Below are 22,653 nucleotides of genomic sequence, written 5' to 3' on the forward strand. Positions count from 1 at the left end.
TCGTGGAGCGGTGACCCTACGTCAGGCTCTCGGACTCGCCGCGTGATCGCAAGGCCGGTAGGGGCGGTTCAACGCCAATGTGGTGGTATGGGCGAGGCTGATGTGACGGATGAGTCATCGAAGTGTGGCTTCTTGGTGAGTACTTCGGAGGGCGTCGAGCGCAGCCGCTCACGAACGTTCCCGAAGTGGTCGCGAACCGCCTCCTCGGTACGTCGTATGTCCCCCGACCGGACAGCCGCGAGGATTTCGGCGTGCTGTCGCCGGGTTACCAGGGGGTCCAGGCGCAGCTCGGCCAGATCTGTCCGTAACCGGTGGAACGCGTCCCAGAACGCGTCCAGTGCCGCGCTCGGGGGAGAGTCGCCGAGCCCGGCGTAGAGCGCGGAGTGAAAGGCGCGGTCGGTCTCGGCGCGTACGCCCCCGGCCCGCGCCTCCTGAGCCCTCTCACTCCCCGCCCGCGGCGAACTCGACCGTGTGCGGCCCCGGGCCGCCGTCGGTGGCGAAGGCCAGCAGCCGCTCACCCTCCTCGGCCAGCGTCCGCTCCTCGTCGTCGGTGAGCCGGCCGAAGGGGGTGAGGGTGAGGGTGGCGGTCTTGCGCCGGGTGTCCGCCTTCCAGCTGCCGCGCACCCTGCCGTCCAGCAGGAAGGTGCCGGGCACCTGGCCGTTCTTGGTGGCCAGCGAGCGGCGTACGGCCTCGTCCAGCAGGCGGGAGCGGTCGGCGTGGGAGAGGATGACGTTGTCGTACTCCGCCAGGAAGCGGGCCGGCAGCGGCAGTTCGGGGTCGGGGCGCGGTGCCTCGGGCAGGTCGTACAGCTCGCGGCCCTCCTCGTCGGTGAAGACCCGCAGCTGGGGCCGCAGCCGCTCCAGCACCTCCTTCAGCCGGGTCAGGCCCGACCAGGCCTGCGCGTCACGCACGGAGGCGGGTCCGAAGGCGCCCAGATAGCGCAGCACCATCGTCTCCACGCACGGCTCGGGCGTCAGCGGACGGTCCAGCCACGACTCCAGGGTGTCGAGCACCGGCCGGCCCGAACGGTCCCACAGCCCGCGCGGCGGCACCTGCACCAGCGGCAGCAGATAGCGCGCCGTCATCGACAGGGCGCGCGCCTCCAGGTGGGGCCAGCGCTCCTGGAGCAGGACGCCCAGCTCGGTGCCGGTGCACGGGCCCGCGGCGAGCAGCCGGCGGGCCGCCTCGGCGATGCGCCCGGGGTCCTCGCCGTCCAGGGCCTTGCCGTAGCTGGTGCGCAGGGCGCTCTCGTGGATCCGCTGGGTGAGGGGGCGCAGCTGTACGGCGTCGCTGTCGCTGACCAGGTGGACCGTGCCGCGCATGACGCTGATCCTGACCAGCTCGCGGTCCTCCAGCTGCCGGGACAGCTCGCGGGGGTCGAAGTCCGCAAGCCGGGTCCACAGCGCGAAGTAGGGCGGCTTGGGCGCCTGGGCCTGGATGCCGACGAGGTGTTCGACCGCCTCCCGTACCGGCATCCGGGCGCGCTCGATGAGGAATTGGCGGGCGAGCAGGGCGCGGGTCAGGGCGGGCCGGGTGAGCCGGGCGGGGTGCGCGGGCGACATGGCAAGAGTCTCGCCGATGGCCGCGCCCCCCGCTACGGACACGGCCGCGAGGGCCGGGACGTCGCGGGCGAGGGCCGGGCCGCTCGGTGCGGCCCGGCCCTCGGTGTGGGGGGTGGTGTCCGTGGTGCGCCGTCTCAGGGGCGGACGGCTGTCGAAGAGGTAGAGGTGGTGGTCAGAATTCGACGTCGGCGCAGGAGTAGAAGGCGTTGGCGGTGTCGGCGATCGTCCAGACGCCGACGATCAGGTGCCGGCCGGACTTGCCCTCGGGGAGCTTGCCCTGCGCGGTCCACTCGGCGGGCGGCTGCTCGCCGTTCATCGGCACGGTGAAGAAGGGCTCGGGCTCCAGATCGGCGCGGGTCAGCGGCTTGTTGGGGTCCCAGCCGTCCTTGGTGACGTAGTACGAGAAGTCCGTGGTCGAGTGCCTGGCGGTCACGTTCCACTTGAAGGTGTGGTCCTTGCCCGCCTCGACCTTGTTGGTGGGCCACTTCCCGCCGCGCGGGTCATCCAGTTCCTTGAAGCTCTCGTTGCCGGCGGAACAGATCGCGCCGTCCTCGGGTCCGGCCTCGGGGAAGCCCTTGGGGCCCTCGACGCTCTGGGGCTCGTGCTGGATGGCGCCGCAGTCGGTCACCGTGCCGTCGGCGCAGAACGCCTGACGGCTCGTCGGGTCCTGGCTGTAGCCGTGGCCTTGGGCCGAGCCGCCCGTGAACAGCATGGCGGCCCCTCCGAGGCCGAGTCCGACGACGGCAGCGGCGATCTTCTTGCGCATGCTCGCTCCTGGTGGTTCGTGGGGGGTGCGGAGTTGCTCTGCGTATGGGGTGTACCGCTTTCTGCGGTCTCATCGGTCTAGACCAAGCCGGAATCTAGTGGCGCCCGTCAGGTCATGTCCAGACCAATGCAAGAGGTAGTTCTGCTCCCCCGCCCTTTCGCTGGCGTGGATAAACCGGGCCATGAGGTATGGATGGGAGAAATCATCAATAAGGGATTGGGATCATGCACAACGCCACCCCCGACGCCGGAGTCCGCGGCACCCTCTCGCCCGGTGCCCTCGTGCTCGTCATCGGCGTGCTCTTCATCCAACTCGGCTTCCTGCTCTCCTACATCGGCTCCTTCCACCACCCCGACCCGCAGGGCGTCCCGATCGCCGTCGTCGCCCCCCAGCAGGCCGCCGACCGGCTCGACACGCTGCCCGGACACCCCGTGGAGACCACCTCCGTCAAGGACGAGAAGGCCGCGCGTCAGCGCATCACCGAGCGGAACGCGGAGGGCGCCTACCTGATGAACCCGCGCGGCGGGCGGGACACCCTGCTGGTGGCCTCCGCCGCGGGCGGACCGCAGGCCCAGGCCCTGCGCAAGGTCGGCGAGAAGGTGGCGGCCGACCAGCGGCGGCAGCTGAAGGTGACGGACGTCGCCCCCTCCGGAAGCCAGGACCACGAGAGCCTCACCGCCTTCTACCTCATCGTCGGCTGGCTGGTGGGCGGCTATCTGGTGGCCTCCCTGCTGGGGGTGACCATCGGCACCAGGCCGGCCAGACCGGGCCACGGGGTGATCCGGCTGACCGGGGTCGCCCTCTACTCCGTGCTCTCGGGGCTGGGCGGCGCGGTCATCGTCGACCCGGTGCTGCACGCACTGCCCGGCCACTTCGCGGCGCTGTGGTGGACCGGCGCGCTCATCGTCTTCGGTACGGCGGCCATCACGATGGCGCTCCAGGCGTTCTTCGGGATCGTCGGCATCGGCCTGGCCGTCGTCATCTTCGTCGTCCTGGGCAATCCCAGCGCGGGAGGCGCCTTCCAGAAGCACCTGATCCCGTCCTTCTGGCGCGCCATCGGAGACTGGATCCCCACCGGCGCCGGTACCACGGCCGTACGCAACATCGTCTACTTCTCCGGCAACGCGCTGGCCGTGCCCATGGTCGTGCTGGCCGCCTGGGCGGTCGCGGGCGCCCTGCTGCTGCTCGTGGGCTCGCTGCGGCGCAGAGAACCGGGCCTGGCCCTCCCGATCTGACGCGGCGTCAACTATGGTGCGCGGCCATGAGCGCACCGGGGAGCACACCGGAGACCTTTGCCGCACTGGTGCGGGCCCAGTGGGAGGACCACCGCGCCGACGGGCTGCGCTGGGACGGGGGCAGCCTCACCCACCACGGCGCCGCCGCCGCTGCCGCCGCACGCGCCGCGCTGCTGGGCGACCTGCTGCCGCGCGGCGCCGAGCCGCACGTCGGCCTGCTGCTCGACAACACCCCCGAATACCCGCTCTGGCTCGCCGCCGCCGCGCTGGCCGGGGTCACCGCCGTCGGCCTCAACACCACCCGGCGCGGAGCCGAACTCGCCCGGGACATCACCCACACCGAGTGCGCCCTCCTCGTCACCGGGGCCGCGCTGCTCCCGCTGCTGGACGGCCTCGACCTGCCCGTGCTCGCCCCCGGCCGGCTCCTGGTCACCGACGAGCCCGGCTACACCGCGCTGCTGCGCCCCTACGAGGGAGCCAAGCCCGGCGAGGTCACCGTCCACCCCCCTGAGCCGGGGGGCCGGATGCTGCTGACCTTCACCTCCGGCTCCACGGGCGCGCCCAAGGCCGTGATCGTCACCCAGGGCAGGCTGGCGGGCGCCGGCCGCGCGCTGGCCCGGAACTTCGCCGTACGCCGGGCGGACGTCCACTACCTGTGCATGCCGATGTTCCACGGCAACGCCGTGCTGGCGGGCTGGGCGCCGGCGCTCGCGGGCGGCGCCGGGGTCGCGCTGGCCCGCCGCTTCTCCGCCTCCCGCTTCCTGCCGGAGGTGCGCGCGTACGGGGCGACGTACTTCACCTACGTCGGCCGGGCCATCCAGTACCTCCTGGCCACCCCGGAGCGGGACGACGACGCGGACAACCCGCTGCGGCTGGGCTTCGGCACCGAGGCCGGGCCCGTGGACGCGGCCCGCTTCACCGCGCGCTTCGCCACCCCGCTCGTGGAGGGCTACGGCTCCTCCGAGGGCGGCGCCGCCATCCAGCACAGCGACGGAGCACCGCCCGGCGCCGTCGGCCGGCCCGCCCCCGGCGCGGACCTGGCCGTCGTCGACCCGGAGACCGGCGCCGAGCGCACCCGGGCCCGCCGGACGGCCGATGGCACCCTCACCGGCGTCGACGCCGCCATCGGCGAGCTGGTCAACCGGGGCCCGTCCCTCTTCGAGGGCTACTGGAAGAACGCGGCAGCGGAGGCGGCCCGCACCGCGCGCGGCTGGTACTGGACGGGGGACCTCTTCTTCCGCGACGAGGAGGGCTGGTTCCACTTCGCGGGCCGCACCGACGACCGCCTGCGGGTCGACGGGGAGAACCTGGCCGCCGCCGTCATCGAGCACCTCCTCGCCCGCTGCCCGGGGGTGACCTCGGCTGCGGTGTACGCCGTGCCCGACCCCGTCTCCGGGGACCAGGTCATGGCTGCCCTCGCCCTGGAGCGGCAGCGGCCCTTCGACCCGGAGGAGTTCGCCGCCTTCCTGGCCGCCCAGCCCGACCTGTCCACCAAGTCGGCGCCCCGCTTCGTACGGGTGCTGCCCGCGCTGCCGGTGACGGCCACCAACAAGATCGACCGGGCGGCGCTCCGGCGTACCGGCTTTCTCGGCGGGGGAGAGGGAGGCGAGGAGGGCGAGGGAGACAGGGAGGGCGAGGTGTGGTGGCGGCCCTTCGCGGCGGGATCGGCCACCCCCACTGACGCCACCTCCGCAGGCGCCACCTCCACTGACGCCACCTCCGCAGGCGCCACCCGCGCGTACCGGCGGCTGACCCCGGACGACACCCGCGCCCTCCTGGCCGAGTACGCCGCACACCGGCGCACGCACCTGCTGCCGCCTCCGCCTCCGCCTCCGCCTCAGCAGCAGCAGTCGCCTCCGTCCCCGCACCCGCCGCGCCGGAGCATGTAACCGGAGCATGTAAAAGGCCGGGTCCCCTTGGTTTCCCAAGGGGACCCGGCCTCTTTCGCTGTACGCCGTCAGGGACTCGAACCCCGGACCCGCTGATTAAGAGTCAGCTGCTCTAACCAACTGAGCTAACGGCGCCTGTCTGCCGTTTCCGGCTGACGACAAGAAATACTACCCCCTCCCGGGGGTGCTGATGACCACCCGGGTGCCGCCGGAACCCGCCCGGGGCCGCTCCGGACGGCCTCGGATCGCCAGGGTCCGGGCGGACTCAGATCGCGAGGGACAGCATCACCGGCGCCGCCCGCTTGCTGAGGGTCTCCGCCGCCCTGCGCAGCCGGTGCGCCTGGCCGACGGGCAGCGAGAGCGCCAGGCAGCTCACCGAGGAGCCCGCCGTCACCGGGACCGCCGCGCACACCGTGCCCACCGCGTACTCCTGGAGGTCGAGCATGGGAACGATGGACGGCTGGCGGTCCAGGGTGTTCAGCAGCAGCCGCTCGTCCGTGATCGTGCGCGAGGTCAGCCGGGCCGTCTTGTGCCGGGCCAGATGATCCCGTCGGCCGTCGTCGTCGAGCTGGCTGAGCAGGCACTTTCCGATCGCGGTCGCGTGCACGGCCGAGCGGAAGTCCACCCACTGGTTGACCGATGGAGTCTGCGGCCCGTCCGCGACCTGCGTGGTCTCCAGCTCGCCGTCGTGGTAGCGGGCGAAGTAGATGGCGGCGCCGACCGTATCGCGCAGCTCGGTCAGGGTGCGCTGGAGCTGTTCGCGCAGCGCACGGGCCCGGTCCACGCCGGAGCCCAGCAGGACCAGCGACTCCCCGACGACGTAGGAGTCGTCGCCGAGGCGGTCGAGGTAGCCCTCGCCGCGCAGCATCCGCAGCAGGTGGGACAGCTGGCCGGGCGGCAGCTCCGTCTCCCGGGAGATCTCTTCCCGGCGGACGCCGTCCCGGTGCCGGGCCACGGACTCCAGCACGCGCAGGGCGTACTGCACCGAGTCGAACGGCGCGGCGGTCTCCCGCTCGGGCTCCGGAGACGGGTCCCCGGATGGTTGGAGTAGCGCCACGGTGTCCCCCTGGGGTTGTGACCGTTTGCACCGTGGCCGCACCACGCGGTCACGGCTGTGCCTATCACGATAGCGGCCAAGACCGTGCGGTAAGGGCGGTGTTGCTGCTTTCGGCATATGCCGCGAGCTTGCGTGCGCCCCCTCGGTGCGCGCGGGCCCGCGCCGGGTGGCACGGGCCCGCGCACCGCGCCCTCACAGCACGGCGCTCAGGAACTCCCTGGTCCGCTCGTGCTCCGGGTCGCTGAAGATCTTCTCCGGCGCGCCGGACTCGATGACGCGGCCCGCGTCGAACATCAGCACGTCGTCCGAGATGTCCCGGGCGAAGTTCATCTCGTGAGTGACGCAGAGCATGGTGATGTCCGTGGTGTGGGCGATGTCGCGCAGGACGTCCAGCACCCCGGCCACCAGCTCCGGGTCGAGGGCCGAGGTGACCTCGTCCAGCAGCAGTACCTGCGGGCGCATGGCGAGCGCGCGGGCGATCGCCACGCGCTGCTGCTGGCCGCCGGACAGCTGGGTGGGGTACTTGTCCAGGTGGTCGGACAGGCCCACCAGCTCGATCAGCTCGCGGGCGCGCTGCTCGGCCTCGTCCTTGTTCAGGCCCAGCACGTGCACCGGCGCCTCGGTGATGTTCCGCAGCACCTTCATGTTCGGGAACAGGTTGAACTGCTGGAAGACCATGCCGATGTTCTTGCGGACCTCGCGGGAGTGCTTCTCGCCCGCGGGCACCAGCTTGCCGTTCTTCTCCTCGTGGGAGAGGTACTCACCGGCGACCTTGATGGTGCCCTCGTCGGGCTTCACCAGCGTCATCAGCAGCCGCAGGATCGTGGTCTTGCCCGATCCCGAGGGGCCGATCAGGGTGACGTGCTTGCCGGAGGCCACGTCGAAACAGAGGTTGTCGAGCACGACGTTCTCGCCGTACCGCTTGGTGACGTTGTCGAACTTGATCAGTTCGCCGCCGTCCACGGCCGGGTTGCCGGCCTCCTTTGGCGTGGTGCTCGGGGTGTTCTGGGTGCTGTCAGCGGACAAGACGACGCTCCAGGGCTCGCGTAAGCAGGGATGCCGGGTAGGCGATGACGATGAAGGCGACGCCGACCACGGTGATCGGCTCCGTCGGCAGGAAGGTGATCGAGGTGAACTGCCGCGCCTGGCCGAGCATGTCGAGTGCGCCGATGGTCGCGATCATCGGCGAGTCCTTCAGCATCGCGATCACGTAGTTGCCCAGCGCGGGCACCACGCGGCGGATCGCCTGCGGCAGGATGACGGCGCCCCAGGTGCGGCTTGGTGGCAGGCTGAGCGCCGTCGCCGCCTCCCACTGGCCGACCGGAACGCCGTCGATACCGGCGCGGTAGACCTCGGCGGTGTACGTCGAGTAGTGCAGCCCGAGCGCGATGACGCCGGTGGTCAGCGCGGACAGGGTGACGCCCCACTCCGGCATCACGTAGAACAGGAAGAACAGCTGCACCAGCAGCGGGGTGTTGCGGATGAACTCGGTGACGATCATCACCGGCCACCGCACGGCCTTCAGCGGAGAGCGCTGTGCCATCGCCCAGACCAGGCCGAGCGCGAACGCTATGAGCGAGCCGAGCACCAGCGCCTGGAGCGTGACGAGCACGCCGTCCCAGAAGCGCGGCATGAAGTCGCCGACAGCGGACCAGTCCCACTTCATCAGGACGCACCTCCCGCGCTGGAACGGGCGATGTTCGTGGCTTCACGGAGGTTGAGCTTGCGCACGCCCTTGCCCTTTTCCGGGGTCTGGCCGATGCCCGCCTTGGCCTTCCGCTCGACGGCGCGCATGATCCGCGTGAGCAGGAAGGCCAGGACGAAGTACATGACCAGGATGATCGTGTAGACCGGGGCGCTCTGGCCGAGCGCGTTGCGCACCAGCGCTGCCCCGAAGGTGATGTCACCGACACCGAGTACGGACACCAGCGCGGTGCCCTTCAACAGCTCGATCAGCAGGTTGTTGGCCGGCGGGATCATCTCCGGCCACGCCTGCGGCAGCGAGATCTTCGTCAGCCGCTGCCAGGGCGAGAAGCTGAGCGCGATACCCGCCTCCTGCTGGGCCGGCGCGACGGCCGCCAGGGCGCCGCGCACGATCTCCGAACCGTAGGCCCCGTACGACAGGCCCAGCGCGAGGACCGCGGCCCACATCGGCACCAGCTGCCAGCCGAAGGCGACCGGCAGCACGAAGAACATCCAGAACATCAGCACCAGTGCCGAGGTGCCGCGGAAGATCTCCATGTACAGACCGGAGACGAACCGTACGATCCACAGCCTGTTCGTCTTGGCGACACCCACCACAAAGGCGACGAAGGCTCCCAGCGCCGCGCTGTAGACGGTCAGCTGGACGGTGACCCATACCCCCTTGAGGAGCAGCTCCCACAAACCCGCGGTGAGGTCCGTCATTTACAGCGCTCCTTCGCGGTCATGGTCGTCATCTCCTCCGGGAGGAAGCCGAAGGGCTTCATCACGCGGAACAGCTCACCGCTCTTCTTCATCTTCCGCAGCTCGCGGTTGAAGACCTCGCGCAGATGCGTCTCGCTCTGACGGAAGGCGAAGGCGCCGGTGCCGAGGTCGGGCTTTCCCTCCAGCTTGGGAGTGAAAGCCTCGGTGAACTCGGCCTTCCGGCTTTTGGTCTGCTTGACCACATTGCGCACCGTAACCGCCGTTCCGGCGAATACATCGGCCCTGCCCTGTTCGACCGCAAGTAGTCCCGCCAACTGGTCGGGCAACAGGAGCATCTCCGACTCCTTGACGCCCTCCTCCTCGGCGTAGGCGATTTCGGCATATCCCGTACCCGTCGCCATTTTGGCCCCGGCCTTCTTGATGTCCGCGTATGTACGAAGGTTCTTGGGATTGCCCTTGCGCACGATGAACGCGTCCCGCATCTCGTACTCGGGGTCCGCGAAGACCACCTGCTTGCAGCGATCAGGCGTGATGTACATACCGGCTGCAACCACATCGAACTGCTGCGAGTTGAGACCCGGGATCAGCGAGTTGAATTCGGTCGGGAAGGGCTGGACGTTCGGGATGCCCAGCCGCTTGAAGATGATCCGGGCGATCGCGGGCGAGCTCCCCGTAAGCTCCCCGTCCTTGTCGATGTAGCTGTAGGGCTGTTCACCTGCGAGCCCGAGCTTCACCGTGCCCTGAGCCTTCAGCCGCTCCAGTAGTTCTCCCCCGTCTCCGGCGTCCGCGCTGGACACCCGACTGCATGCGCTGGTTGCCCCGAGCGCACTCACCGCACCCAAAGACGCCGCTGCGGCGAGCATCGAGCGACGGCTGAAACCTCTTCCGGCACTTCCGGTGTTGTTCCCTTGTGGTGGAGCCATGGGCGCGCTGTTACCCAGCTTTGCCGAAGATATGCGGATCTTTTTTGGCCTCTTACGGGGTCGCGCCAAGGGGTCCCGCTGCGTCACCATTGGCGAGTAAATGACCACCCTGGTGCGGAGGCACGATGGCTGATCGCTTCATTGAAGTCTCGTTGGACAAGCGGGGAGTGAGCTGCACTGCAAAGCTGCTCGACGACCGCGCCCCGATCACCTGCGCTGCTGTGTGGGACGCGCTGCCTCTGGGCGGCGACGTCTATCACGCGAAGTACGCGCGCAACGAGATCTATGCCCTCATTCCCCCCTTCGCTCCCCAGGAGCCGCCACTGGAAAATCCCACCATTACGCCCATTCCCGGTGACCTCTGCTATTTCACCTTCTCCGACACACAGTTGAGCACCTCCTCGTACGGATACGAGGCGGCGGCGGAACAGCGCGGAGCCGAGGCGGCGCACAGCAACCGCGCCACCGTGATCGACCTCGCGCTCTTCTACGAGCGCAACAACCTGCTGATCAACGGTGACGCGGGCTGGGTCCCCGGCATCGTCTGGGGCTCTATCGTCGAGGGCCTCGACGAGATGGCGGAGGCCTGCCAGGACCTCTGGCGCGCGGGCGCCCTCGGAGAAACGCTGAGTTTCCGTAGGAAGTAGAGCAGGCCGCCGGGGTGTGGGCAGGCGTTCCGCTTGGGGGTCCCTCCTGCTCGAAGAGCTTGGGGGGAGGAACGGATGGGCACACCCCGGCTCCGGGCTCGCAGCCGCGTACGAGCGTGCTGCTTACGCGAGCGAGGGCGCCCCCACACCGGAGGCGGCCCCGGCCTCGAACAACGCGTGAGAGGCCGCAAGCACGAGCGCGTCCGCGTGCCGGGCACCGACGAGCTGCACACCGATGGGCAGCCCCCGCTCATCCACCCCGCAGGGGACCGACGCGGCAGGCTGCTGCGTCATGTTGAAGGGGTACGAGAACGGGGTCCACTCGGTCCACCGGGTCATCCCCGACCCGCGCGGCACCTCGACCCCCGCCTCGAAGGCGGTGATCGGCATCGCGGGGGTCACCAGCAGGTCGTAGGTCTCGTGGAAGGCCCCCATCAGCTTTCCGAGCGCCATCCGTACGTCCACGGCGGCCAGATAGTCCAGCGCGCTGCGTGCCGCGCCGTCCTCGCAGACCTCCCGCAGGCCGGGATCAAGACGCGCCCGCTGATCTTGGCTGAAACTCTCTGTTACCCGTGCGGCACCGCTGAACCACAGCGTGTGGAACGCCTCGACCGGGTCCGCGAACCCGGGATCCGTCTCCTCGACCTGCGCGCCCAGCTCCTCCAGCAGGGTCACCGCGCCCCGCACCGCCGCCGCGACCTGGGGGTCGACGCTCACCCGGCCGCCGAAGTCGGGGGAGTAGGCGACGCGCAGCCCCCGTACCCCCTCCGCGCCTGCCGCCAGCGCCCCGCGGTAGCTGTGCGGCACGGGGCCGAGCTGGGACCAGTCGCGCGAGTCGGGGGCCGTGATCACGTCCATGAGCAGGGCCGCGTCCTCCGCGTCCCGCGTCATCGGCCCCACGTGCGCGAGCGTGCCGAAGGCGCTGGCGGGGTAGATCGGGACCCGCCCGTACGTCGGCTTCAGCGCGAAGATCCCGCAGAAGGACGCGGGGATGCGGACCGAGCCCCCGCCGTCCGTGCCGAGCGAGAGCGGTCCCGCGCCGGAGGCGACCGCCGCCGCGCTGCCGCCGCTGGAGCCGCCGGCGGTGCGGTCCGGGGCGTACGGGTTGCCCGTCACTCCGTGCCGGGGGCTGTCGGTGACGCCCTTCCAGCCGAACTCGGGGGTCGTCGTCTTGCCGAGGAAGACGGCGCCGCTCTCGCGCAGCCTGCCGACCGAGGGCGCGTCCTCGTCCCACGGGCCGCTCTCGGCGTCCACGGCCCACGAGCCCTTCAGCGTCGCCTCGCCGCGCTGGAGCAGGATGTCCTTCACCGTCACCGGCACGCCGTCGACCGGGCCGGCCGGCTCCCCGGCCTGCCAGCGGTCGGCCGACTCCTGGGCGGCGGCCAGGGCCTCCTCGGTGTCGATGCGTACGAAAGCGTTGAGATGCGCCTGCGCCTGCGCCGCGCAGTCGAGGGCAGCGCGAGTGACCTCCACGGGGGTGAAGTCCCCCGCTTCGTATCCGGCGACCAGCTGGGTGGCGGTCAGCGCGTTGAGATCGGACATGGCGAAACCTCCCGAGGAGAGACCGGAGCCGCCCCGGGCGAAGGGCCGGGGGCGAACTCCGGTGGAAGAGCTGGGGGATGCCCCCGGTGGAGATGCCCGGGGAAGTCCCCGGTCAAGGGTCCGGGGACGGCGGGCCCCGGACGGGCTCAGGCGGGCCGGGCCGGCCCCAGGAGCCGGCCCGGCCCGACGGGCTCAGGACGCCGGGCCCGGCGCCTTCGTCGGGACGTAGCCGAGCTTCTTGTCGACGACGTTCAGCAGCGGTTCGCCCTTCTCCCAGCGGTCGAAGTTGTCCAGGAACTGCTCGGCGAGGTCGTCGCGCCAGCCGACCGTGTCCCCGCTCATGTGCGGGGAGATCAGCAGACCCGGCACGTCCCACAGCCGGCTGTCGGCGGGCAGCGGCTCCTCGGCGAAGACGTCGAGGGCCGCGCCCTTGATGCGGTGCTTGAGCAGCGCGTCCACCAGGTCGTCCTCGACGACGTGCTGGCCCCTGCCGACGTTCAGGAAGTGTGCCCCGGGCTTCATACGGGCGAACATTCCCGCGTCGAACATGCCGGTCGACTCGTTGGTGAGCGGCGCGACGCACACGACCCAGTCCGCCTGGCCGACGAGCAGGGGCAGTTCGCCGGTGCTGTGGACGCGTCCGAATTCCGCGTCCGTGTCCCGTGCGGTCCGGCCGACGAGGTCCACGGTGACACCCAGTGCCAAGAGTGCGCGCCCGATTTCCCGGCCGATTGGACCCGATCCGACCACCGTCGCGCGACTTCCGCCGAGCCGAAATGTCTCACGGTGCCGCCAGCGTCGCTGGCGCTGCAATTCCCATGTGCCGCGAAAATCCTTGGCCATGGCTAGCACGAGTCCCAGCACATATTCGGCAATGGGCCGGTCAAAGATGCCTCGAGCATTAGTGATGACCGTCTCATCCGCGTCGGCCAGCTCCGGAAGCAGACGGTCCACCCCGGCGCTGGGCGTGTGCACCCAGCGGGGCCTGGGGCCCTCGCCCGGCCATGCCTCGCGCACGGCGTCGGAGAGGAAATCCCAGACCAATAGCACGTCAGCGGCAGGAAGTTCTTCGGCGAGGGTCCTCTCGTCGGCGTGCACGACACGGGCACGTCCCGCCAGTCGGTCGAGCTGAGGAAGAGGCTCGGCGTCGAGGACAAGAACGCAGGTTTCGGACATAGGCAGGAAACCGTTTCGAAACGTGGGGACGGTTGGCTGTGCGGTGACCCCGGGAAGAGCGAGAACACTGCTCGGATGGGAGGATTGACCACGGTAGGGAGCGGAAACTACCTTCGTCAACAAAGACATCTGCCCCGGCGTCCCGGCTTCTGACCGGCTTTGCTATTCCTCTGACTTCCCTGGACTCAGGGGCCTTTTGGCCATGAGCCTCCCCTCCGTTTTTTTGGGGCCACGAAATGGACGTCTCCTTCCTCGGCGGACCGATGCCGCAGCGCGGCGTGGGAATCGTCGCTCCCTTCGACTTCGCACTGGACCGTGAACTCTGGCGCTGGGTGCCGGACGACGTGTCCTTGCACCTGACACGAACCCCCTTTGTGCCCGTCGAGGTCAGCCTCGACCTCGCCCGTCTGGTCAGCGAGCACGAGACGCTGCGCGAGGCGGTCAGGGCCCTGTGCGCCGTGGCCCCCGAAGTGGTGGCCTACGCCTGTACGTCCGGCAGTTTCGTCGGCGGCACCGCCGGTGAGAGGGCCATGGTGGCCGCCATGACCCAGGCCGGTGAGATGCCTTCTCTCACCACGTCGGGCGCCCTGCTGGAGGCGCTGCGCGAGATCGACGCGCGGCGCATCGCCATCGTCACCCCGTACACCAAGTCGGTGACCGACGCCCTGGAGGACTATCTGGACGAGGCGGGCATCGGCATCACCGGGCGCTGCTACCTGGGCCTGACCCGGGAGATCTGGCGCGTGCCCTACCGCGACGTGGTCGACATGGCCAGGGAAGCGGTGGCCGACGCGCCCGACGCGCTGTTCATCTCCTGCACCAACCTCCCGACCTACGACGTCATCCCGCAGCTGGAGGCCGAGCTGCGCATGCCGGTTCTCACGGCCAACCAGGTCACCATGTGGGCGGCGCTGCGCAGCATCGGCAAGGAGGCCGTCGGCCCCTACCAGGCCCTTCTCGACCCCGTCGCCCGGCGCGGCCCGGCGGCCATGACCCCCTCCCAGCCGATCTCGCACGAGGGCGACGGCCTCGGCGAGCCGGACGATCAGACACCGGGACCCGAGCCGGAGGCGGCGCTCGCCGGGGCAGGCACAGAGCCGTCCGAGCCGATGGAGGGCACCTCGGATCTGGGCTTCGGCCAGCAGTCCCATCCCGACGAGTGGAGCGGCGGCGCCCAGCCCCCGGTCTGACCCCCTGTCCGTGCCGGCAAGCACTCGCGCAGGCACCCGAGCACGGCATCCCGTACGGACCTCCGTACGACACCCCGCACGACCCCAACCGCCGTACCGCCCCTGGCAGTACGGCGGTCTCCAGCACGCACGGACGCACGCATGAACGGCACGCGCGCGTACACATTCACGGCGCGCACACATACACAGGAGGCGTAGATGGCACAGGCGGCATCGGCACCAGCGGTCGGTTTCCTCTACCCCGGCTACTCGGCCGAGGACGACTACCCGCGGCTGGAGCGGATCCTCGCCGAGGCGGGCGCCGAGGTCCGGCTGCCGCTCGTGCACACCGACATCGGCGAGGACGCCCACCGCGTGGACGCCCTCCTGGAGATGGGCTCGGCCGCCCGGCTCGCCGCCAAGGTGGAAGAGGTCAAGCAGCAGGACATCCAGGCCGTCGTGTGGGCCTGCACCAGCGCCAGCTTCGTCTTCGGCTGGGAGGGCGCGCACGATCAGGTGCGCGAGCTGTCGGCCACGGCCGGACTGCCGGCCTCCAGCACCTCCTTCGCCTTCGCGGGCGCGGTGCGCGACCTGGGCGTGGAGCGGGTGAGCATCGCCGCGACCTATCCCGAGGACGTCGCCGAGCTGTTCACCGGCTTCCTCAAGGCGGCGGGCGCCGAGGTCGTCGCCATGCGCGGCAGCGGCATCATCACCGCGGCCGAGGTGGGCACCTGGGGCGAGGAGGAGGTCCTGGCCCTCGCCCGCGGCGGCGACCACCCCGACGCGCAGGCGGTGCTCCTCCCGGACACCGCCCTGCACACCGCTGCCTGGATCCCCGCCCTGGAGGAGGAGCTGGGCAAGCCGGTCCTGACGGCCAATCAAGTGACGGCCAGGGAGGGGCTGCGCCTCCTCGACCTGGAGGTGCGCTGCCCCGCGCTGGGCGCGCTCTTCACCTGAGCCTCTTCACCTGCCCCCTTCACCTGATCGTTCCCGCCTGATCACGTTCGTCTGATCGCCACGCGTGGACGAGCCCTCAGCGGCGGCCCTCGACGGCCGCCGCTGAGGGTGTTTCCGCCCCCGCCATGTCTGCGTCCGTTGCCGTGCCTGTGCCTGTGCCTGTGCCCGTGCCCGTGTCCGTTGCCGCTGCCGTCCCGTCGGCCCGGCGGTCGCGGCGCAGCGAGTAGACCGCGACCGCCAGCCCGGCCAGGGTCAGCAGCGCGCCGACGGGGAGAATCCCGCGCGGCCCCGCGTCGCCCTCGACGATCCGGCCGCCCAGCCACCCGGCGAAGGCCGCCGCGACCTGGAAGCCCGAGGCGTTGACCGCGACGGCCAGGGTGGGCGCCGAGTGCGCCGTCGAGAGCACCCGGGTCTGCATGCCGGGAATGATCGCGTACGCCAGTACGCCGACCACGAAGGTCAGTACGGCCGCGAGCGCCTGGCTCCCGGCCACCGGCCAGAACAGCGCCAGCACGCCCGCCAGTCCGGCCAGCAGCCCTGCCAGCGAGGGCATCAGCGCCCGGTCGGCGAGCCACCCGCCGAGGAAGTTGCCGGCGAAGGCCCCGGCGCCGTAGACCAGCAGCAACGCCGGTACGGCACCGGACCCGAAGCCGCTCACCTCGGTGAGCAGCGGCGTGATGTAGACGAAGAACGTGACCACGCCGATGTTGCCGGCCACCGTGAGGGCCATCGCGAGCTGGACGTCGCGCTTGAGGAGCACCCGCAGTTCGCCGAGCACCGATCCGGTGACCGTCGAGGGCCGCGCGGGCACCGACGGGAGCACCAGCAGCAGCGCGAGGACGCTGCATCCCGCGACGGCCGCGAAGGTGGTCCGCCAGTCGAAGTGCTGTCCGATCAGGGTGCCCAGCGGGGTGCCCAGGATGATGCCGAGGTTCATGCCCAGGGTGAGCTTCGCCACAGTGGACGCCTGTTTCCCCTCCTGTGCCATGGAGACGGCCGTGGTGATCGCGACCGCGAAGAACGTGGCCACGACCGACCCGGCCACGAACCGCGCCACCACCAGCACCGGATAGCCGGGCGCCAGTGCCGAGCCGGCGTTCCCGAGCACGGAGACGGCCACCAGGCCGACGATCAGCGGTTTACGGGCCAGCCGCGCGGTCAGCACGGTGACGACGGGCCCGCCGACGATCATGCCCAGCGCATAGGCGGTCGTCAGCCGCCCCGCAGCGGCGAGGGACACCGACAGGTCGCCCGAGACCTCCGGCAGCAGACCGGCGATCACGAACTCGCCGGTCGTCAGGCTGAAGACGACCAGCATGAGCGAGAAAACAGAGAGAGGCATGACGGACTCGCACTCATGAAAGGGAGTGGGGACGCGCTGATCCTCGCCGTACGCTTACCTGCCAACAAGTACCGACTTAAAAGTGCAGTACTTACCTGGAGGTGGGTGCGAATGGCCGCACGGAAGTGCCAGACGACGTTCGTCTCGGGGCTCGACGCCGCCCTGGACGTGGTCGGCGGCAAGTGGAAGGGCCTGATCCTCTGGGCGCTCAGCGACGGGCCCAAGCGCTTCAGCCAGCTGCGGCGCTGTCTGTCGGGGGTCAGCGAGAAGATGCTCATCCAGCATCTGCGCGAGCTGGAGCGCGACGAGGCCGTGCACCGCGAGGTGCACCACGCGGTGCCGCCGAAGGTCGAGTACTCCCTCACCCCGACCGGCAGCACGCTCATCGAGGCCCTCCGCCCGCTGGGGGACTGGGGCACCGAGCACCGGTCCCGCCTGGAGACCGTCCGCGGCGCCCTCGCGGCCGGGAACGGTGCCCCGGGGAAGACAGCGGCCGTCTGACGCGTTGTAGGGAGCCGTCGGCCCACCCTCCGTGGGCCGCGGCACGGCACGAACGAGGCCGCGCACCGCACGTACGAAGAGAGGCAGCATCGTGGGCGACGACGCACAGGCCGACGGGAATCCGGGCGCGGGCATACGGGGCGAGGCCCACGGCACGGCTCCGGTGCCGCTGTCCGTCCTGGACCTGGCCAACGTGGGCAAGGGATACACCGCCACCGACGCGCTGGAGGCCTCCACCCGGGTGGCCCGGCTCGCCGACTCCCGCAGCTTCACCCGCTACTGGGTGGCCGAGCACCACTCCATGCCGGGCGTCGCCAGCTCCTCGCCCGCCGTGATCCTCGCCCACCTGGCGGCCCACACCTCCCGCGTCCGCCTGGGCTCGGGCGGCGTCATGCTGCCCAACCACGCACCGCTGGTGATCGCCGAGCAGTTCGGCACCCTGGAGGCGCTCGCCCCGGGCCGCATCGACCTGGGGCTCGGCCGCGCGCCCGGCACCGACGGGGCCACGGCGGCGGCGCTGCGCCGCACCGAGCGGCTGCGCGAGGGCGCCGAGGACTTCCCGCAGCAGCTCGCCGAGCTGATCCGCTTTCTGGACGACGACTTCCCCGACGGCCACCGGTACGCGCGTATCCACGCCGTCCCCGGCCCCGTACAGGCCGAGGGCCCGAAGCAGAGCGCGCACCGGCCGCCGGTGTGGCTGCTCGGCTCCTCTGGCTTCAGCGCCCAGCTGGCCGGCAGCCTCGGACTCCCGTTCGCCTTCGCCCACCACTTCTCGGCGGCCAACACCCTGCCCGCGCTGGACCTTTACCGCGAGTCCTTCCGCCCCTCGGAGGTGCTGGACGAGCCGTACGCGCTGATCGGCGCCGCCGCGCTGGCCGCCGAGGACGAGCGGGAGGCCCACCGCCAGGTGCTGACGGGGGCGCTGTCGATGGTGCGGCTGCGCACCGGCCGCCCCGGGCTGATCCCGACGCCCGAGGAGGCGGAGAGCTACTCCTTCAGCCCCGTCGAGCGGGACTTCGTGGACAGCTGGCTGGGCAACGTCACCTACGGCACGCCCGAGGCCGTGCGCGAAGGGCTGGACGCGCTGGTGAAGCGGACCGGCGCCGACGAGCTGATGCTCACCGCCAACGCGCACACGCCGGACGTCCGGGTCCGCTCCTACGAACTGATCGCCGACGCCTACGCGCTGCCCGCCGGGCGCGAGGGCGACGGTGGATCCGCGGCCCCAGATGCCGCCGAGGCCGCCGTGGACCAGGCCAGCAGCTCGCCGATCCGGTCGGCCTCCATCGGCTTGGCGTAGTGCCAGCCCTGGCCGGTGTCACAGCCGATCCGGCGCAGCCGCTCGGCCTGCGCCGGACCCTCGACGCACTCGGCGGTCACGGTCAGGCCGAGCTTGTGCGCGAGCTGCACGAGCGCGGTCACGATCGTCTCGTCCGCCGGGTTCTGGTGCCGGGCCGTGCGGAAGCCGCGGACGAACGTGCCGTCCAGCTTCAGCGCGCGCACCGGCAGCCGGCTGAGATAGGCGAGGTTGGAATAGCCCGTGCCGAAGTCGTCGATGGCGATGCGTACGCCCATGTCGGACAGCGCCTGGAGCGCCTGGAGGGGACGGCCGGCCGAGCCCATCACCGCTGACTCGGTCAGCTCCAGCTGGAGCAGCCCGGAAGGCAGCCCCGTCTCCTCCAGGATGTCGGCCACATCGCGCACCAGGTCCGAGTCCCACACCTGGCGCACCGCCACGTTCACGCTCACGTACAGCGGCGGCCCCGGATGCTCCAGCATCCAGCGGCGGGCCTGGCGGCAGGACTCCTCCAGCACCCAGCGGCCGAGCGGCACGATCGCGCCGTTCTCCTCGGCCAGGCCGATGAAACGGTCCGGGCTCAGCTGCCCGAACTGCGGATGCCGCCAGCGCACCAGGGCCTCCACGCCGCGCAGGCTGTCGTCGGCGAAGCCCACGATCGGCTGGTACTCCAGCACGAACTCGCGGCGCTCCACCGCCCTGCGCAGCGTGCTGGACAGCGCCTGTCTGGTCATGCGGTGCGCGTTGCGCTCGGGGTCGAACAGGGTCCAGCGCGCCTTGCCGTCGGCCTTGGCCCAGTAGAGCGTGGTGTCGGCCGCCTGCATCAGCTCGGTGGGGCTCGTGCCCGCCGTCTCGCGTTCGACGACGCCGATGCTGGCGGAGACGGACAGCCGCTGGCCCGCCAGGTCGAACGGCCGCTGGAGCGCGGCCAGTACCGACTGGGCGAGCTGGGTGAGCTGTTCGGTGCCGGTCGAGGACTCGACCAGCAGCGCGAACTCGTCGCCGCCCAGCCGCGCCACCAGATGGCCGCCGCACTCCTCGGATCCGGCCTCGGCGCACTGGGTCAGCCGTTGGGCGACCGCGTCCAGCAGGCTGTCGCCGACCCGGTGGCCGAGGGTGTCGTTGACGGCCTTGAAGCCGTCCAGGTCGATGTAGCACAAGCCCGTCCGGCCGGTCGCCGAGTCTGCGAGCGCCGCGGCCAGCCGCTCGAAGAACAGGGTGCGGTTGGGCAGCCGGGTGACCGGGTCGTGCATCTGGAGGTGCCGCAGCCGCTCCTGGAGATCGCGTCGCTCGCTGATGTCGGCGATCGACAACAGCGCCTCACCCTCGCGCGCGGTGGGGGTGACGGTGATCTCCGCCCAGAGCGGGTGCCCGTCGGCGTGTTTGAGCCTGCGGGTGCAGGACATGCGGTCGGTGCGGCCCTGGAGCGCCTCGTTGTAGGCGCTGCGCACCCGGCCGTCCAGCCCGAGCCCGGCCAGCTCGGCGATGGCCCGGCCGGTGATCCGGCGGGGTTCGGCGCCGAGCAGCGTGCCCAGCGCGGGGTTGGCCGTCAGCACCCGGCCGTCCCGGTCGACGATGGCCATCGGCAGCTGTGCCGCGTGGAAGGCAGCCCTGAAGTCGCTTTCGCTGTGCCCGTTGTGTGAGCGCCGTCGCCAGCGCTTGGAGTTACTTTCCGTGATGATTTGGGGTTGCGTTACGAGGGGTTCGCCGGAGTCTTTGCCCGGTCCTTCGAGGGGTCCGTTCACCGATCGCTCCGCGGGGGGCTCGTCTCGTGCGGATCGATCGGGGAAGGCCCGTGAGCCGCCCAGGGGAGGATCCGCGCTGGAAATGTGCCGATCATAGAGGTTGGCGCGCGAGCGGAGCCAGTGTCTCCGCTGCCGTTGCCGGTCACTGGGGCGGCTGGGGCGGAAGTGTGGGCGCGAGGGTGACCGTTTCCGCGCCGGTGCCGACTGCGCCCTGACCGCTTACGACCGAGCATTACGAAGAGTAGTCATATTGTGGTTGACTCGACCGGCCTACCGGAACGGGGCGAAGTCGGACATGTAGGGACAGTGTAGGGAGAGTCCGCAGTCCCTTTTCCGGTGAGGTCGAGACGTGGCGGTGCCGTCTGTACCCGAGGGAGTGGCAGCACGGCGCGCCGGGCGCCGTGCCCGCTCTCCGGGTCCAGGTCCCCGGCACCGGGTGGGCGCGATCCTCACCGCGCTGACCGCGTTCATGGGATTCGGGCTCGTCGCGGGGCCCCTGCACGCCGTGGCGGCGGGCATGCCGTGCGCTCTGCCGCGCACCGACGCACACCACTCGCTGGGTCTGGACACCTGGAACGCCTCCTATCCACGTCCCGAGGGGGCGCTCGACGCCGCCCTTCTCTTTCTTTCTTTCCCCGATGCGGCACCCATGGCCACCCCTCAGGAGCTGACAGCCGACCATTTCCCGGCCACATCTGATTTTTTCGACCGCGCCTCGTACGGAAAATTCCGGCTCAGACCGCATCCGGCCGACCGCTGGATCGAGATGCCCAAGCGCTCGACGGCGTACGGGGTACGCCGGGACTGGAGCCCTGACCTGCGCAATTCCTATCTGCGCGACGCTGTGGCCGCTGCGGACCGGTACGTGGACTTCGGCCGTTACGACGTCATCTATCTGATCGCAGACCCGGATGCTCCCGGTGTGGATTCGGATGCGACAAAAGTAGTCAACCTCGATGAGCCGATCGCTGCGGACGGCACAGAACTGAGCCGTCTGGTCACCGTGTTCGAGCAGAGCCCGCCCGACCGCAACGTCCTCGCCCACGAGACGGGCCACCTCTTCGACCTGCCCGACCTGTACGAGCGCCCCGCCGACGGCAAGGCCGACTGGGACACCAGGGTGGGGGACTGGGACCTGATGGGCAGCCAGTTCGGGCTGGCGCCCGAGCCCTTCGGCTGGCACAAGTGGAAGCTCGGCTGGCTGAATCGCCGCAACATCGCCTGCGTCGGGGGCGGGAATCCCGCTCCCGACGAGACCCGCTACACCCTGCGCCCCCTGGCCGCACCGGCTCGCGGAGAGGCCCGCGGGGAGGGCGGAGGCGGCGGGGAGGGCGGACGCGCGGGGCTGCGCGCCGGTGGGCGCGCGGATCCCGACGGCACCCGGCTCGTCGTCCTGCGCACCGGCGGGCACCAGGCCCTCGCGATGGAGATCCGCGACCGCGAGGGCAACGACAAGGGGCTGTGCTCCAAGGGTCTGCTGCTCTACCGCGTGAAGAGCGACACCCCCTCGACCCACGGGCCCGTCGGGGTGGTCGACGGCCATCCCGGCAGCGGGAGCTGCCACGGCGCCTCCGTCCACCCTCAGCTCGCGGACGCCCCGCTGGGGGTGGGGGAGAGCTGGTCCGACCCGCACGACGGGGTCCGCGTCGAGGTCACCGGGCGCACCTCCGACGGAGACTGGGACATCAGGGTCACCCGGGGCTGAGAGGCCTGCGCCCTGCCCCGCACACGCCGAAGACCCCCCGCTTTCGCGAGGGGCCTTCGACTGTCTGTGCGCCGTCAGGGACTCGAACCCCGGACCCGCTGATTAAGAGTCAGCTGCTCTAACCAACTGAGCTAACGGCGCCTGCTGACGTCGTAGACCTTAGCATCACGGTCCGCGAGAGCGAAAATCGATTGTTCGAGCGCCCTGGCCGTCCGACCTGCGCCGTCACACCCTCCCGGGGCCGGGCCGGGCCGGCCCGGTGCCCGGCCGGGCGAGGGCGCTCAGGGCTTGGCGGGGGGCTGGTCGTCCGGCACGCGGTCCTTCATGAGGTCCTCGCCGAACTCGATCATCTTGCGCGCGTACTCCTCGGTCCAACTGGCGCGGTCCGCGATCGTGGCGTCGGCCAGCTTGTCGAAGCGCTTGGGATCGGCGAGCTGGGCGGCGGCCACCGCCTGGTACTCCATGGCACGGTCGGCGGCGGCGCGGAAGGCCAACGCCAGCTCCGTCGAGCGGTCCAGCAGCTCACGCGGGTCGGCGAGCGATTCCAGTCCGAAGAAGTGCTCGTCGTCGGCTGCGGCCTCGGACGGTTCGAACAGCAGCGGCGCGGGACGGCGGAAGTGCGGGACACCGCCGTTGCCGCTCCCCCCGGCGGAGGAGCGCGAAGGGTCCGGAGCCGAGTGCGGCTCAGACATGTACATACCTCCAAGGTCGTGGGCCGCCCCCCATTGTGCGC

The 22,653-nt window shown here is 70.8% G+C and carries 20 protein-coding genes, 2 tRNA genes and 1 pseudogene; 8 read left to right on the plus strand and 15 right to left on the minus strand.

Features of this window, described 5'->3' with window-relative positions:
* Positions 1-68 precede the first annotated feature (68 nt).
* The 3 genes from OHB04_RS26420 to OHB04_RS26430 all read right to left on the minus strand — a co-directional run bounded on the left by OHB04_RS26420 (position 69) and on the right by OHB04_RS26430 (position 2,329).
* Positions 69-518, minus strand: coding sequence for an FCD domain-containing protein (locus OHB04_RS26420; protein ID WP_405803816.1), 450 nt, complete (start codon positions 516-518; stop codon positions 69-71).
* The gene (locus OHB04_RS26425) at positions 442-1,563 is read right to left on the minus strand and encodes a winged helix DNA-binding domain-containing protein (protein ID WP_326692916.1); all 1,122 of its coding nucleotides are present in this window, start codon (positions 1,561-1,563) and stop codon (positions 442-444) included. Before OHB04_RS26425 ends, OHB04_RS26420 begins: the two co-directional genes overlap by 77 nt.
* Before the next feature lie 172 nt (positions 1,564-1,735).
* Entirely contained in the window at positions 1,736-2,329 is a 594-nt protein-coding gene (locus tag OHB04_RS26430) for a lytic polysaccharide monooxygenase auxiliary activity family 9 protein (RefSeq protein WP_326690138.1), read from the minus strand.
* A 224-nt stretch (positions 2,330-2,553) separates the two neighbouring features.
* On the opposite strand from OHB04_RS26430, the gene OHB04_RS26435 reads away from it, so the two are divergent.
* Together OHB04_RS26435 and OHB04_RS26440 are read left to right on the plus strand one after the other, a co-directional pair.
* A complete protein-coding gene (locus OHB04_RS26435) occupies positions 2,554-3,564 on the plus strand; it encodes a DUF3533 domain-containing protein (RefSeq protein WP_326690139.1) in 1,011 nt (336 codons plus the stop codon).
* Between the two features lie 26 nt (positions 3,565-3,590).
* Positions 3,591-5,453 carry an AMP-binding protein gene (locus tag OHB04_RS26440; protein WP_326808450.1) on the plus strand — a complete coding sequence of 621 codons (1,863 nt, stop codon included), beginning with the start codon at positions 3,591-3,593 and terminating at the stop codon, positions 5,451-5,453.
* Between the two features lie 61 nt (positions 5,454-5,514).
* On the opposite strand, the gene OHB04_RS26445 is transcribed toward OHB04_RS26440, so the two are convergent.
* From OHB04_RS26445 to ehuB, 6 genes are all read right to left on the minus strand, one after another.
* Positions 5,515-5,588 (minus strand) — tRNA-Lys (locus tag OHB04_RS26445).
* A 130-nt stretch (positions 5,589-5,718) separates the two neighbouring features.
* Positions 5,719-6,510, minus strand: coding sequence for an IclR family transcriptional regulator (locus OHB04_RS26450; RefSeq protein ID WP_326690141.1), 792 nt, complete (start codon positions 6,508-6,510; stop codon positions 5,719-5,721).
* Between the two features lie 192 nt (positions 6,511-6,702).
* Positions 6,703-7,473: an ectoine/hydroxyectoine ABC transporter ATP-binding protein EhuA gene (gene ehuA, locus OHB04_RS26455; protein ID WP_326692917.1), complete on the minus strand. Its 771-nt coding sequence runs from the start codon at positions 7,471-7,473 to the stop codon at positions 6,703-6,705.
* A 52-nt stretch (positions 7,474-7,525) separates the two neighbouring features.
* A complete protein-coding gene (gene ehuD, locus OHB04_RS26460; RefSeq protein ID WP_326690142.1) occupies positions 7,526-8,176 on the minus strand; it encodes an ectoine/hydroxyectoine ABC transporter permease subunit EhuD in 651 nt (216 codons plus the stop codon).
* A complete protein-coding gene (ehuC, locus tag OHB04_RS26465) occupies positions 8,176-8,916 on the minus strand; it encodes an ectoine/hydroxyectoine ABC transporter permease subunit EhuC (RefSeq protein WP_326690143.1) in 741 nt (246 codons plus the stop codon). Before ehuC ends, ehuD begins: the two co-directional genes overlap by 1 nt.
* A complete protein-coding gene (ehuB, locus tag OHB04_RS26470) occupies positions 8,913-9,779 on the minus strand; it encodes an ectoine/hydroxyectoine ABC transporter substrate-binding protein EhuB (protein ID WP_326690144.1) in 867 nt (288 codons plus the stop codon). The genes ehuC and ehuB overlap by 4 nt, the downstream gene beginning before the upstream one ends.
* Before the next feature lie 185 nt (positions 9,780-9,964).
* Here ehuB and OHB04_RS26475 point away from each other — a divergent pair, with 185 nt between their 5' ends.
* Positions 9,965-10,486 (plus strand): DUF3830 family protein, encoded by a 522-nt coding sequence (locus tag OHB04_RS26475; RefSeq protein ID WP_326690145.1) that lies wholly within the window; start codon positions 9,965-9,967, stop codon positions 10,484-10,486.
* 123 nt (positions 10,487-10,609) lie between these two features.
* On the opposite strand, the gene OHB04_RS26480 is transcribed toward OHB04_RS26475, so the two are convergent.
* Positions 10,610-12,028, minus strand: a complete 1,419-nt coding sequence (locus OHB04_RS26480; RefSeq protein ID WP_326690146.1) for an amidase — start codon at positions 12,026-12,028, stop codon at positions 10,610-10,612.
* 192 nt (positions 12,029-12,220) lie between these two features.
* On the minus strand, positions 12,221-13,204 hold the full coding sequence (locus OHB04_RS26485) for a D-2-hydroxyacid dehydrogenase (protein WP_326690147.1): 984 nt from the start codon (positions 13,202-13,204) through the stop codon (positions 12,221-12,223).
* 236 nt (positions 13,205-13,440) lie between these two features.
* Between OHB04_RS26485 and OHB04_RS26490 the strand changes: the two genes are divergently transcribed.
* Complete coding sequence (locus OHB04_RS26490) at positions 13,441-14,394, plus strand: maleate cis-trans isomerase family protein (protein ID WP_326690148.1); 954 nt, start codon at positions 13,441-13,443, stop codon at positions 14,392-14,394.
* A 198-nt stretch (positions 14,395-14,592) separates the two neighbouring features.
* Positions 14,593-15,330, plus strand: a complete 738-nt coding sequence (locus OHB04_RS26495; protein WP_326690149.1) for a maleate cis-trans isomerase family protein — start codon at positions 14,593-14,595, stop codon at positions 15,328-15,330.
* 76 nt (positions 15,331-15,406) lie between these two features.
* Here OHB04_RS26495 and OHB04_RS26500 read toward each other — a convergent pair whose 3' ends face one another.
* The gene (locus OHB04_RS26500; RefSeq protein ID WP_326690150.1) at positions 15,407-16,672 is read right to left on the minus strand and encodes an MFS transporter; all 1,266 of its coding nucleotides are present in this window, start codon (positions 16,670-16,672) and stop codon (positions 15,407-15,409) included.
* Between the two features lie 111 nt (positions 16,673-16,783).
* On the opposite strand from OHB04_RS26500, the gene OHB04_RS26505 reads away from it, so the two are divergent.
* Positions 16,784-17,173: a winged helix-turn-helix transcriptional regulator gene (locus OHB04_RS26505; protein WP_326690151.1), complete on the plus strand. Its 390-nt coding sequence runs from the start codon at positions 16,784-16,786 to the stop codon at positions 17,171-17,173.
* A 91-nt stretch (positions 17,174-17,264) separates the two neighbouring features.
* Entirely contained in the window at positions 17,265-18,473 is a 1,209-nt protein-coding gene (locus tag OHB04_RS26510) for an LLM class flavin-dependent oxidoreductase (RefSeq protein ID WP_442814953.1), read from the plus strand.
* Here OHB04_RS26510 and OHB04_RS26515 read toward each other — a convergent pair.
* Positions 18,422-20,215 (minus strand): annotated as a pseudogene (locus tag OHB04_RS26515) (putative bifunctional diguanylate cyclase/phosphodiesterase); the annotation flags it as partial. The gene OHB04_RS26510 and the pseudogene OHB04_RS26515 overlap by 52 nt on opposite strands.
* Positions 20,216-20,651: 436 nt before the next feature.
* Here OHB04_RS26515 and OHB04_RS26520 point away from each other — a divergent pair.
* Entirely contained in the window at positions 20,652-21,920 is a 1,269-nt protein-coding gene (locus tag OHB04_RS26520; RefSeq protein ID WP_405803803.1) for a M6 family metalloprotease domain-containing protein, read from the plus strand.
* Positions 21,921-21,987: 67 nt separating this feature from the next.
* Here OHB04_RS26520 and OHB04_RS26525 read toward each other — a convergent pair.
* Together OHB04_RS26525 and OHB04_RS26530 are read right to left on the minus strand one after the other, a co-directional pair.
* A tRNA-Lys gene (locus OHB04_RS26525) sits at positions 21,988-22,061 on the minus strand.
* 140 nt (positions 22,062-22,201) lie between these two features.
* Positions 22,202-22,612, minus strand: a complete 411-nt coding sequence (locus tag OHB04_RS26530) for a hypothetical protein (protein WP_326690152.1) — start codon at positions 22,610-22,612, stop codon at positions 22,202-22,204.
* Positions 22,613-22,653: the final 41 nt, after the last annotated feature.

The organism is Streptomyces sp. NBC_01775, from assembly GCF_035917675.1.
GTDB lineage: Bacteria > Actinomycetota > Actinomycetes > Streptomycetales > Streptomycetaceae > Streptomyces.